This is a genomic window from Nocardioides caldifontis (genome assembly GCF_008087345.1).
Classification (GTDB): Bacteria; Actinomycetota; Actinomycetes; order Propionibacteriales; family Nocardioidaceae; genus Marmoricola_A; species Marmoricola_A caldifontis.
Map to the genome: position 1 here is coordinate 404,770 of NZ_ML701735.1, position 12,505 is coordinate 417,274.

The 12,505-nt window shown below is 72.0% G+C and carries 8 protein-coding genes; 2 read left to right on the plus strand and 6 right to left on the minus strand.

The window, feature by feature from the left end:
• Positions 1 to 7: 7 nt before the first annotated feature.
• Complete coding sequence (locus FIP57_RS01905; RefSeq protein ID WP_148571372.1) at positions 8 to 1,525, minus strand: 4Fe-4S dicluster domain-containing protein; 1,518 nt, start codon at positions 1,523 to 1,525, stop codon at positions 8 to 10.
• Positions 1,526 to 1,683: 158 nt separating this feature from the next.
• Here FIP57_RS01905 and FIP57_RS01910 point away from each other — a divergent pair, with 158 nt between their 5' ends.
• Both FIP57_RS01910 and FIP57_RS01915 read left to right on the plus strand, forming a co-directional pair.
• Entirely contained in the window at positions 1,684 to 2,433 is a 750-nt protein-coding gene (locus tag FIP57_RS01910; protein WP_148571374.1) for a FadR/GntR family transcriptional regulator, read from the plus strand.
• A gap of 2 nt (positions 2,434 to 2,435) precedes the next feature.
• Entirely contained in the window at positions 2,436 to 4,043 is a 1,608-nt protein-coding gene (locus FIP57_RS01915; RefSeq protein WP_148571376.1) for a SulP family inorganic anion transporter, read from the plus strand.
• 34 nt (positions 4,044 to 4,077) lie between these two features.
• On the opposite strand, the gene guaA is transcribed toward FIP57_RS01915, so the two are convergent.
• The 5 genes from guaA to FIP57_RS01940 all read right to left on the minus strand — a co-directional run bounded on the left by guaA (position 4,078) and on the right by FIP57_RS01940 (position 12,430).
• On the minus strand, positions 4,078 to 5,646 hold the full coding sequence (guaA, locus tag FIP57_RS01920; RefSeq protein WP_148571378.1) for a glutamine-hydrolyzing GMP synthase: 1,569 nt from the start codon (positions 5,644 to 5,646) through the stop codon (positions 4,078 to 4,080).
• A 577-nt stretch (positions 5,647 to 6,223) separates the two neighbouring features.
• The gene (locus FIP57_RS01925) at positions 6,224 to 7,939 is read right to left on the minus strand and encodes a GMC family oxidoreductase N-terminal domain-containing protein (protein ID WP_148571381.1); all 1,716 of its coding nucleotides are present in this window, start codon (positions 7,937 to 7,939) and stop codon (positions 6,224 to 6,226) included.
• Positions 7,940 to 7,951: 12 nt separating this feature from the next.
• On the minus strand, positions 7,952 to 9,562 hold the full coding sequence (locus FIP57_RS01930) for a succinic semialdehyde dehydrogenase (RefSeq protein WP_148571383.1): 1,611 nt from the start codon (positions 9,560 to 9,562) through the stop codon (positions 7,952 to 7,954).
• 32 nt (positions 9,563 to 9,594) lie between these two features.
• On the minus strand, positions 9,595 to 11,298 hold the full coding sequence (locus FIP57_RS01935; RefSeq protein WP_148571385.1) for a glycerol-3-phosphate dehydrogenase/oxidase: 1,704 nt from the start codon (positions 11,296 to 11,298) through the stop codon (positions 9,595 to 9,597).
• A gap of 19 nt (positions 11,299 to 11,317) precedes the next feature.
• Positions 11,318 to 12,430 (minus strand): GuaB3 family IMP dehydrogenase-related protein, encoded by a 1,113-nt coding sequence (locus FIP57_RS01940; RefSeq protein WP_203230995.1) that lies wholly within the window; start codon positions 12,428 to 12,430, stop codon positions 11,318 to 11,320.
• Positions 12,431 to 12,505: the final 75 nt, after the last annotated feature.

Genomic DNA, 12,505 nt, shown 5'->3' on the forward strand with positions numbered 1-12,505 from the left:
TTCCCTCTCATGACAGGGGCACGTCCTGCCCCGCCTTCAGGTAGACGGACTCGTAGACGAGCAGCGCGGGCTGCACGAGGACACCGCCCAGGGCAGCGGTCCAGGCGAGGTCGCCGTTCCACGAGAGGGCGGCGACCGCCAGTGCCACCACCGTGGGTGCGATCGCGCCGCCCCACAGCAGCGTCCGGTAGCGACCGGCGAGCATCGTCCTCGCCGCGACCTCCGCCCTACGACTGTGGTGGCGACCGCCCAGGTCGAGCAGGGTCAGGACCACGTGGAGGGCTGCCCCGACGACCAGCACGCGGGACGCCAGAGCGGTGCCGGCGCCGTCCGCTCCTCCGGCAGCGAGCAGGACCGCCATCGCGCCCGCTCCGGTCATCGCGGCCTGCGCGAGGAGGTGCGGGAACAGCCACCTGGACTGCCACAGGTCCCTGCCCTCCGCCTGCGCGAAGAGCATCGCTGTGTAGCCGGCGGCCATCACCGCTGCGAGGAACGCGGGCCAGCCGAGCACCTGGTGCACCCCTCCGGCGTCGGCCAACCCGGCGACGAACCACGCGACGCAGGCGGCACCGAACGCCAGCAGGCAGTAGCCGCCGAGCACCAGCCACGATCCCTGGTTGCCGCGGGTGAAAAGGAAGTAGAACCGGTCCGGCCTCTTCAGGTCCCACACCAGGAGGATCCCCGTCGCGGCCGCTGCGACCGCCCCGACGACCGGCGCGCCGAGGTCGCCCGCCCAGCCGAGGTCGATCCCGAGCACCGCGGCGAGGGCGGCCACGAAGAGGGCGCCCGCACCGACGCCCTTGGCCCAGAGGTACGTCGCCACCCGCCAGCCCCAGGGCCGCGGGTGGCTGGTGTTGAGCGTCGTGGCGGCCGTGGGGTCGCTGCCCTCGAAGTCGCCGGCGGTCGTCAGCCGGAGCGCGTCGGGCCTGGCCCACAGGTAGGTGTCCCTCACCGGCGCCTCGAGCGGCTCGAGCACTGCGTGGGCGGCGCCGAGGTAGAAGACGTTCGGCCCGGTGCCCTGGTCGGGCGCGCGCACCGCGACGTCCCCGGCGGACGCGACCAGCTGCGCGATGCCCGAGCTCTCGTCCTCGAGGTCCCCGACCCAGATCGAGTGTGTCGGGCAGACCACCACGCAGGCGGGCTCCAGGCCGTCGTCGATCCGGTGGGCGCAGAAGTTGCACTTGGCGGCCGTCTTGGTGTCGTCGTCGATGTAGATCGCGTCGTACGGGCAGGCCTGCATGCACGACTTGCACCCGATGCAGGCACCGCTGTCGAAGTCGACGATCCCGTCGTCCCTCGTGAACAGGGCGTTCGTCGGGCAGATCTTCCCGCAGGGCGCATCGGTGCAGTGGTTGCACCTCATCACCCCGAAGTCGCGCTTGGAGTCCGGGAACGTGCCGGAGTCGACGTACTTCACCCATGTCCGGAACTGACCGACCGGCACCTGGTGCTCGGTCTTGCACGCGACGGTGCAGGCATGGCAGCCGATGCACGTCCGCTGGTCGATGGCGAACCCGTACCTCACGCTTGACTCCGCATCCGCAGCCCCTGCGTCGCAATGTGTCTGTGGCTGTGCTCTGTGTGTTCTGGATAGAGGTCTGGCCACTATAGTGCTCGGAGGCGGCGGCGCAACCGATCGAACGTCGCCGGAACGCGCCTGATCCAGGCGGAACGGAGGTGCCCATGGCGGTCGACGACACGGTCACGACCTGGCAACCACTGGGCCAGGGGACCCTCACCGACCGGATCCGGTCCGAGATCCTGCGGGTGCTGACCACGCGCGGCCTCTCCCCCGGCGACCGCCTGCCCTCCGAACGGGAGCTGGCAGCGTCCCTGCGCGTTAGCCGTCCCTCGGTGCGGGAGGCGGTTCGGTCGCTGCAAGCGGAGGGGCGGCTGGTCGTCAGGCACGGGCAGGGGGTCTTCGTGGCGGAGCCGACGGCGCAGCGGGCCCTCCGCGAGTCGATGACCAGGCTCGACCACAGCCTCTCGGAGCTGTTCGCGATGCGCGAGGTGCTGGAGGTGCCGGCAGCCCGGTGGGCGGCCCAGCGGCAGGACCTGCCCAAGCTCGAGGCGGTGCAGCGGGCGTTCTCCGACCTGGAGGAGGCCTTGCAGCAGGAGCCGCGTGACTACCAACGGCTCCAGGACCTCGACGCGGCCTTCCACCTGCGGATCGTCCAGGCGGCGGGCAACCGCCTCCTGGAGCAGAGCCAGGGCGTGCTCAACGACCTGCTGCAGACCGGTCTCCAGACCACGCTAGCCATCGAAGGCCGCGCGGAGAGGTCCCGCGAGGAGCACCTCCGGATCCTGACCGCACTGCTCGAGGGTGACGCTGCTGCCGCGGGGCGCGCTGCCCAGGCTCACGTCCGCAACGTCCGGCGGGCGGCCAACCGCCGCATCGCGGAGGCAAGCGCTCGGATCGACAACGAGGGCTGACCGTGTCCAGCGCGGGACGCTCGGCACCCTCTCGCGGCGACCTCGTCGCGGCGGTCACCGTCGCGATGGTGCTCGTCCCGCAGTCCCTCGCGTACGCCGCGCTGGCCGGCATGCCCCCCGTCCACGGGCTCTACGCCGCCGCCGTGGCGCCGGTGCTGGCGGCTCTCGTGGGCTCCTCGCCCTACCTCCAGACCGGGCCCACCGCGCTCACCAGCCTCCTGGTGGCCGGCTCGCTGGCGTCCCTGCCCGACCTCACGGCGATCGAGTACGTCGAGCACGCCGCGCTGCTCGCCCTGGTGGTGGGAACCGCCCGGCTTGCGTTGGGGCTGCTGCGGGGCGGGATCGTCGCCTACCTGCTGAGCCAGCCGATCCTCACCGGCTTCACGCTCGGCGCGTCGTTCCTGATCGCGGCGTCCCAGCTGCCCGCCCTGCTCGGCGCCGACGCGGCCGCCCCGAACCCGCTCGAGGCAGCCGTGCGGGCCGTCGCGGCGCCGGGGTCGTGGTCGGTCGTCGCGATCTGCGTAGGCGTCGCCGTGATCGCCTGCACGTTGCTGTCGAGACGGGTCTCGCCCCTTCTGCCCGGGGCCCTGCTGGCCTCCGTGGCGGTGCTCGCGATGGTGCACCTCACCGAGGTGGACGTCGACGTCGTCGGGCAGCTGCCCTCGGGACTGCCACCCCTGACCCTCGACCTGCCCTTCAGCGCCGTACCCCACCTCTTGGTCCCGGGCGTCGTGATCGCGCTCATCGGCTTCGCGGAGGCGGTGAGCATCTCGCGTCACTACGCCAGCGCCGACCGCACCCGGTGGGACCCCGACCGGGAGCTGGTCGGACAGGGGCTGGCCAACCTCGGCGCAGGCATCTTCGGAGGGTTCGCGGTCGGCGGGTCCTTCTCCCGATCGGCACTGAACCGGCTGTCCGGCGCGCGCACCCGGTGGAGCAGCCTCTTCACCGGGTTGGTCGTCATGGCTGTCCTGCCCTTCGCCTCCGTCTTGTCGCAGCTCCCGACAGCGGTGCTGGCGGCGCTGGTCATCGCCTCGGTCCTCCAGCTGCTCGACCCGCGTCCGCTGGCACGCACCTGGCGCTACTCCCGCCCGCAGGGGCTCGTCGCGCTGGCGACGCTGGCCCTGACGCTGGCCTTCTCCCCCAGCGTCCAGTGGGGTGTGGTCGCAGGGGTGGGCTTCGCACTCGCGGTCCACCTGTGGCGTGAGCTGCGGCTGGACCTCGACCAGTGGGTCGAGGGCGACCTGCTGCACGTCCGCCCGCAGGGGGTGCTCTACTTCGGTTCCGCGCCGGCGCTCGAGACGCGCGTGCTCGAGCAGCTGGCCGACCACCCTCAGCTCATGCGCGTCGAGCTCCACCTGCAGCGGCTCGGGCGCATCGACCTCACCGGTGCCCTCGTGCTGCGCGACATCTGCCGCGACCTCGCCGACGCCGGCGTCCACGTCGTCATCAGTGGCGTTCAGCCGCAGTGCCGCCGGCTGGTGGGGAGCGTCCTCGGCGAGGAGGGCATCGACCACACCCACGGCGCCCGTGCTTCCACCAGGCCCGGCGGCCTCCACGAACCGGGCCGAGCGGCCGCGCCGACCGCCGGGGACACCGGCCGGAGCTGAGCGTGCACGCGTTGTCGAGCGGCGTGGGGACGGCTCACTCCCACTCGATGGTGCCGGGCGGCTTCGAGGTCACGTCGAGGGTGACCCGGTTGATCTCGCGGACCTCGTTGGTGATCCGGGTCGAGATCGCCTCGACGACGTCGTACGGCAGCCGGGCCCAGTCGGCGGTCATGGCGTCCTCGGAGGTCACCGGGCGCAGCACGACAGGGTGGCCGTACGTGCGGCCGTCGCCTTGCACGCCTACGGAGCGGACGTCGCCGAGCAGCACCACGGGGAACTGCCAGATGTCGCGGTCGAGGCCGGCCCTCGTCAGCTCCTCGCGGGCGATGGCGTCGGCCTCGCGCAGGATGTCGAGCCGCTCCTGGGTGACCTCGCCGATGATCCGGATCCCGAGCCCAGGCCCCGGGAACGGGTGGCGCCAGACCATCTCGGCGGGCAGCCCGAGCTGCTCCCCCACCAGCCGGACCTCGTCCTTGAACAGCGTGCGCAGCGGCTCGACGAGCTCGAACTCGAGGTCCTCGGGGAGCCCGCCGACGTTGTGGTGGGACTTGATGTTCGCGGTGCCGGCACCGCCGCCGGACTCGACCACGTCGGGGTAGAGCGTCCCCTGCACGAGGAACTGCACCTTCTCGCCCTGGGCCGCCGCCTCGCCGACGATCTCGGCCTCGGCCTGCTCGAAGACCCGGATGAACTCGCGGCCGATGATCTTCCGCTTCTCCTCGGGGTCGGTGACCCCGGCGAGCGCGCCGAGAAACCGCTCCTGCGCGTTCACGACGTGCAGGTCCACGCCGGTGGCGGCGACGAAGTCGCGCTCGACCTGCTCGGCCTCGCCCTTGCGCAGCAGCCCGTGGTCGACGAAGACACAGGTGAGCCGGTCGCCGATGGCGCGCTGCACGAGGGCGGCGGCCACCGCCGAGTCCACCCCGCCCGACAGCCCGCAGATCGCCCGCCGGTCGCCGACCTGGCGCTGGATCTTCTCGACCTGCTCGTCGACGATGTTGACCATCGTCCACGTCGGCCGGCAGCCGGCGATGGTGTGCAGGAAGTGCTCGAGGACCGCCTGGCCGTGCTCGGTGTGCAGCACCTCCGGGTGCCACTGCACGCCGGCGAGCCCGCGGTCGACGTCCTCGAACGCCGCGACCGGCGACCCGGTCGTCGACGCGAGCACGGTGAACCCGGGCGGCGCCGCCACCACGGAGTCGCCGTGGCTCATCCAGACCCGGTGCTCCCCGGGCACGGCCGCGAGCAGGGCTCCGGGCTCCTCGACGGTCACCGGCGTCCGCCCGTACTCCGAGGAGCCGGTGCGCCGCACCTCGCCGCCGAGAGCCTGGGCCATCGCCTGGAAGCCGTAGCACATGCCGAACACCGAGACACCCGACTCGAAGATCTCCGGCCCGAGCTGCGGGGCGCCCGGCTCGTAGACCGACGACGGGCCGCCGGACAGGATGATCGCCTTCGGTCGGCGGGCGAGCAGCTCCTCGAGCGGGGTGGTGTGCGGGACGATCTCGGAGTAGACCCGCGCCTCGCGGACACGTCGGGCGATCAGCTGCGCGTACTGCGCCCCGAAGTCGACGACGAGGACCAGGTCGTGATCGGTGGTCAAGATCGGGCCTTTCGGGCGTGGCGCACGGCGTGCGCCTGCGGTGGGAGCCCCCGCTCCAGGACCCCGCGAGTCTATCGGTGCGGCCTGGTGGCGAGCCGATACAGAAATGTCTCGAGACGGCGTAACCCGCGTCCGCAGGGCTCGTTGAAGCGTGCGGAGGCCCGGGATCAAACTCCCTCCCAGGCCGGGTCTCCGAAGTCCAAGCAGCTGCATGGACTGTCCGGGGCCCGACCTCCCTCCCTCCCGGTCGGGCCCTGGGTCGTTTTCGGGCCGGATCGGCGTCGCCTGCCCTGGATCGGGCGCGAGCCGTCGCATCTTCCCGTCGTACGGCGGTCGAGCCGTCGCAACTTCCCGTCGTACGCCGGTCGAGTCGTCGCAACTTCACCGATCATGTCCGTCCGCACGTCGTACGGTCGATCCGGCTGCGGACGGACATGAACGGCGCCGCGTCGGCAGCCGCACGCGGAAGATGCGACGACTGGGCGGGTTTCATCGATGAAGATGCGACGACTCGGCGCAACAGCCCGGCAGGAAGCGCCGACTCGCGGGGCTCAGCCGCGCCGGCAGCCGCACGCGGCTAGGAGACGGAGACGATCGGGAGGCGGAGCGCGGCCGGGGCCGTCGCGGGGACGGCAGGGTCCCGGGGAGCGACGGGGTCGATCCGCTCGTACTGCGAGCCCAGCGGCGGGCGCGGGTCGGCCTCGCCCTTGTTGGGCCAGAACGCCATCGCCCGCTCGGCCTGCGCGGTGATCGTCAGCGACGGGTTCACCCCGAGGTTCGCCGAGATCGCGGAGCCGTCGGCGATGTGCAGCCCGGGGTGGCCGAAGACCCGCTGGTAGGCGTCGACGACGCCGTCCTCGGGCGTGCGGCCGATGGTCGCGCCACCGATGAAGTGCGCGGTCATCGGCATGTTGAACGGGTCGCCGATCGAGCCGCCCGGCACGCCGCCCATGATCTCGGCCATCCGCCGCACGACCTGGTTGGCGATCGGGATCCACGTGGGGTTGGGCTCCCCGTGGCCCTGCCGGGAGGTGAGCCGCCACTTGCGAGTGCCCGGGATCCGCTTGGCGTACGTCGTGATGGAGTTGTCGAGCGTCTGCATCACCAGGGCGATGACCGTCCGCTCCGACCAGTGCTTGACGTCGTAGAGGTCGAAGACGTTGCGCTTCTGCAGCCACAGCTCCTTGAGCCAGGTGCGCCAGCGAGGGGCGGGCCCGTCGCCGTCGGTGAGGACCGTCTGCATCAGCGCCATCGCGTTGCTGCCCGCGCCGTACCGCACCGGCTCGACGTGGGTGTCGGGGTCGGGGTGGAAGCTCGAGGTGATCGCGATGCCGCGGCTGTAGTCGATCTTGGTGTCCGGCGCGATCGCGCCGAGGATCGACTCGGAGTTGGTCCGGGAGAGGAAGCCGAGCCGGTCGGAGAGCCCCGGCAGGTGCCCCTCGGCCTTCATCTTGTGCAGCAGCTTCTGGGTGCCGATCGCGGCGGCGGCGAAGACGACCTGCTCGGCGGTGAGGGTGCGCGTCACCTTCTTCGTCGTCCGCTTGGCCTTGGTGAACTTCAACGTGACCTCGTAGCCGCCGCCGTCCAGCGGCTTGACCCGGGTGACCGTCGAGAGCGGCAGCACCTTCGCGCCCTTGGCCTCGGCGAGGTAGAGGTAGTTCTTCACCAGGGTGTTCTTGGCGTTGTACTTGCACCCGGTCATGCAGTCGCCGCACTCGATGCAGACGTGGCGGTCAGGGCCTGCGCCGCCGAAGAACGGGTCCGGAACCTTCTCACCGGGCTGCGTCTCGGGGCCGCCGAAGAAGACGCCGACCGGGGTCGGGTGGAAGGTGTCCTCCACGCCGAGCTCCTTGGCGACCTGCTCCATCACGTCGTCCGACGGGGTGCGGAGCGGGTTCTCGACGACGCCGAGCATCCGCTTCGCCTGGTCGTAGTACGGCGCCAGCTCGCGCTTCCAGTCGGTGATGTCCCGCCACTGGGGGTCGTTGTAGAACTGCTCGAGCGGCTCGTAGAGGGTGTTCGCGTAGACCAGCGACCCGCCGCCGACACCGGCGCCGGCCATGATCAGCGAGTCGCGCACCGCCTCGATCCGCTGGATGCCGTAGCAGCCGATCTCGGGGCGGAAGAGGTACTTCTTCAGCTCGAACGACGTCTTCGCGAAGTCCTCGTCGCGGAACCGGGCGCCGGCCTCGAGGACGCCGACGCGGTACCCCTTCTCGGTCAGCCGCAGCGCGGTGACCGACCCCCCGAAGCCGGAGCCGATGACGAGGACGTCGAAGTCGAAGTCGAACATGGGTGGCGGTGCCTACTTCCTGCCGAGCTTGGTCATCAGGGCGACGCTGCGCGTCATGAACCGGGCGTACTGCTCGTCGCTCATCCCGAACATCGGGGCGAACCGCAGCACCCGCTGGACGGCGACCGACTGCGACTCGGTGTAGCGGAGGATGCCCTCGGCGCCCTGGCGGCGCCCCATGCCGGAGTCCCGCATCCCGCCCATCGGGGACTCGATGCTGGCGAAGGTCGCGCCGAACGCCTCGTTGACGTTCACCGTGCCGCACTTGATGCGCCGGGCGATCTCCCGGGCGCGCCGGGTGTCACGGCTGTAGACGGCGGCGTTGAGACCGTACTGCCCCTCGTTGGCCCGCGCGACCGCGTCGGACTCGTCGTGGAACCGGTAGACCGAGATCACCGGGCCGAAGCTCTCGTCACCGAAGCAGCGCATGTCGGGGGTGGTGCCCTCGAGGACCGTCGGCTCGTAGAAGTAGGGGCTGATGTCCGGCCGCGCCCGTCCGCCGGTCAGCACCCGGGCCCCCTTCGCGCGTGCGTCCTCGACGTGCCCGACGACCGTGTCGAGCTGGTCCTGCGAGATGAGCGCACCCATGTCGTGGCCCCACTCGAGCCCGACGCCGAGCCGCATCGCCTTCACCCGCTCGACGAACTTCGCCATGAACCGGTCGTAGACCTGGTCGGCGACGTACATCCGCTCCATCGACACGCAGAGCTGGCCGGCGTTCGAGAACGCCGCCCGCACCGCTCCCTCGGCGGCCCGGTCGAGGTCGGCGTCACGCAGGACGAGGATCGGGTTCTTGCCGCCGAGCTCGAGCGAGCAGCCGATCAGCCGCTCCGCGCACTGCTGGGCGATGACCTTGCCGGTCGCGGTGGAGCCGGTGAAGCAGACGTAGTCGGCGCGCTCGATGATCTCCGTGCCGATGGTCCGGCCCGGCCCCGCGACCATCTGCCACAGGTCCTCCGGGAACCCGGCCTCGTGGAGCAGCTCGAGGCCCAGCAGCGCGCTGAGCATCGTCTGGGCGTCGGGCTTCGCGACGACGGCGTTGCCGGCCATGATCGCCGGAAGCCCGTCGCAGAGCGCCATCGTGAAGGGGTAGTTCCAGGGCGAGATGATCCCGACGACGCCCTTGGGGACGCGGTTGACCTCGACCCGCGTGAGGCCGGGGACGACACCGGCGACCCGCTTGGTCGACAGGTGCTCCTCGGCGGTCCGGGCGTAGTAGCGGGCGGTCAGCGCGATGTGCAGCGGCTCGTCGAAGGCGTGCTTGCGCGCCTTGCCGGACTCCCAGCAGATCATGTCCATGATCTCGTCCTGGCGCCGCAGGACGATGTCGTGGAGCCGGAGGAACATCGCGGACCGCTCCTCGAGCGAGGTCCGCGCCCACCGGGCCTGCGCCTTGCGCGCCCGCCGGAACGCCTCCTCCACGTCGGCCGCCGTCGACTGCGGGACGTGGCCGAGCGGCTGGCCGTTGACCGGCGAGATCGACGGCTTCGTCTCCCCGCTCGAGGCGGTCAGCAGCCCGGTCAGCCGGCGGACGTGCGCCTGGTCGAGGGCGTAGGAGGCGGCGGGGTCGTGGTCGGGGTCGAGGAGCTCGGGCGCGGCGGAGCCGGCGTCGGAGGAACCCATATACCGATGGTATGTGAACGGCCGGTAACAAACTACCCCCCGACGATGTCCCCCGACCTGACCCTCGCTTCGTCGGCCTCCTGGTCGGTCCACTCCTGCTGGCTGCGGCGCTCGGCCTCGACGCGGCGCAGGTAGTGGTCGACCTCCCGGTCGACGGCGGCGCGGTCCCACCCGAGCGGTCCGGCCATCAGCTCCGCTGCCGGGCGGGCGGCGGCGACGCCGCGGTCGAAGGTCTCGATCGAGATGCGGGTACGCCGGGTCAGCACGTCGTCGAGGTGGCGGGCTCCTTCGTGCGTGACCGCGTGGACCACCTCGGCCTTGAGGTAGTCCTCGGCGCCGGGCAGCGGCTCCCGCAGCTCGGGCTCGGAGAGCACCAGCTCGACGAGCTCGTCCACGAGGTCGCCCTGCCGCCCCAGCAGGTGCTCGACCCGCGCGCGGTGCAGCCCGGAGCGCCGGGCGATCGCCGCGACCTGGTTGCGCCGGGTCGCGTAGCCCTCGGCGCCGAGCAGCGGCACGCGGTCGGTGATGCTCGTCGGCACCCGGTCCCCCAGCGAGTGCGCGGCGGCGTCGACGGCGTCGCGGGCCATCACGCGGTAGGTCGTGTACTTGCCGCCCGCGACGAGCACCAGCCCGGGGACCGGCGTCGCCACCATGTGCTCGCGCGAGATGCGACTGGTCGGCTCGGACTCGCCCGAGAGCAGGGGCCGGAGCCCGGCGTACACGCCCTCGACGTCGTCGTGCTCGAGCGGCTCGCGCAGGACCCGGTTGACCTGGTCGAGGAGGTACTCGATGTCGGCCCGCGAGGCCGCTGGATGCGCCTTGTCGAGCTCCCAGGCGGTGTCGGTCGTGCCGATGATCCAGTGGCGCCCCCACGGGATGACGAAGAGCACCGAGGTGGCCGTGCGCAGGATGACGCCGGACTGCGAGCGGATCCGGTCGCGGGGCACGACGAGGTGGATCCCTTTGCTGGCCTGGACGTTGAGCGCGCCGCGGCCGCCGACCATCCGCTGGATCTCGTCGGTCCACACCCCGGCGGCGTTGACGACGACGCGGGCGCGGACGGTGAGCTCCTCGCCCGACTCCAGGTCCTTCGCCGTCACCCCGGTGACGCGCTCGCCCTCGCGGACGAATCCCGTGACCCGGGTCCGGGTGGCGACGTGCGCGCCGTGGCTCGCGGCGGTGCGGGCCAGCACCATCGTGTGCCGGGCGTCGTCGACCTGGCAGTCGTGGTACTGCACCGCGCCGACCAGGGCGTCCGGGCGCAGGTCCGGCGCGATCCGCAGCGCCTGCCGGCGGGTCAGGTGGCGGTGGCGCGGCACCCCGGCCCGCTCCCGCCCGGCCGCCGCGAGCCCGTCGTAGAGCGCGAGCCCGGCGCCGACGTACGGCCGCTCCCAGTGGCGGGTCAGCGGGTAGAGGAACGGCACCGGCCGGACCAGGTGCGGCGCCAGCCGCGTGAGCAGCAGCCCGCGCTCGCGCAGCGCCTCCCGGACCAGCCCGAAGTCGTACATCTCGAGGTAGCGCAGCCCGCCGTGGATCAGCTTGCTCGACCGCGAGCTGGTCCCCGACGCGAGGTCGCGCTGCTCGATCAGCCCGCAGGACAGCCCGCGGGTGACCGCGTCGAGCAGCGTGCCGCAGCCGGTGACGCCACCGCCGACCACGAGCACGTCGAGCTCGTCGGCCGCCATCGCGGCCAGGGCGGCGGAACGTGACGACGGGCTGAGGGCCGACGGGCGCATGCCCCCCATCCTGGCTGGTTCAGTCCGAGGTGACGACGACCTCGACCCGCTGGAACTCCTTGAGCTCGGTGTAACCGGTCATCGCCATCGCCCGGCGCAGCGCGCCGACGAGGTTCAGGGTGCCGTCGGCGGTCGACGAGGGGCCGAACAGGATCTCCTCGAGGCTGCCGGCGGTGCCGATCCGGATCCGCTCGCCGCGGGGCAGCTTGTGGTGCCAGGCCTCGGAGCCCCAGTGGAACCCGCGGCCCGGCGCCTCGCTGGCCCGGGCCAGCGGCGAGCCGATCATCACCGCGTCGGCACCGCACGCGATCGCCTTCGAGAGGTCGCCCGAACGACCGATCGAGCCGTCCGCGATCACGTGCACGTAGCGGCCGCCGGACTCGTCGAGGTAGTCGCGACGGGCCGCGGCCACGTCGGCGACCGCGCTGGCCATCGGCACGGCGAGCCCGAGGACCGTGCGGGTGGTGTGCGCAGCTCCCCCGCCGAACCCGACGAGGACGCCGGCGGCGCCGGTGCGCATCAGGTGGAGCGCCGCCTGGTAGGTCGCGCACCCTCCGACGATCACGGGCACGTCGAGCTCGTAGATGAACTCCTTGAGGTTCAGCGGCTCCGCCTGGCCCGAGACGTGCTCGGCGCTCACGGTCGTCCCGCGGATGACGAACATGTCGACGCCGGCGTCGACGACCGTCTTGGCGTAGTCCTTGGTGCGCTGCGGTGAGAGGCTGCCGGCGACGGTGACCCCGGAGGCACGCATCTCGCGGAGCCGCTCGGTGATCAGCTCGGGCTTCACCGGCTCGGTGTAGATCTCCTGCATCCGCCGGATCGCGGACCGGTCGTCGAGCGACGCGACCTCCGCCAGCAGGTCGGTGGGGTCCTCGTAGCGGGTCCACAGCCCCTCGAGGTCGAGCACGCCGAGCCCACCGTGGCGGCCGAGCTCGACCGCGGTGGCCGGCGACATGACCGAGTCCATCGGGGCAGCGAGCACCGGGATGTCGAACCGGTAGGCGTCGATCTGCCAGGCGGTCGAGACCTCCTCGGGGTCCCGGGTCCGCCGGGACGGGACGATCGCGATGTCGTCGAACGACCACGCCCGACGACCCCGCTTGGCACGGCCGATCTCGATCTCCTGCACGGGGCGCAACCCTACCCGCGCCATCCCAGGCGCGGCACGGGCGCGGGCGGCTGCGCCCAGTCACTACCCTGGGAC

Coding starts and splice junctions, on each gene's coding strand:
- FIP57_RS01930 (WP_148571383.1), bottom strand. CDS start 9,562: ATGGGTTCCTCCGACGCCGGCTCCGCCGCGCCCGAGCTCCTCGACCCC.
- FIP57_RS01910 (WP_148571374.1), top strand. CDS start 1,684: ATGGCGGTCGACGACACGGTCACGACCTGGCAACCACTGGGCCAGGGG.
- FIP57_RS01925 (WP_148571381.1), bottom strand. CDS start 7,939: ATGTTCGACTTCGACTTCGACGTCCTCGTCATCGGCTCCGGCTTCGGG.
- FIP57_RS01935 (WP_148571385.1), bottom strand. CDS start 11,298: ATGCGCCCGTCGGCCCTCAGCCCGTCGTCACGTTCCGCCGCCCTGGCC.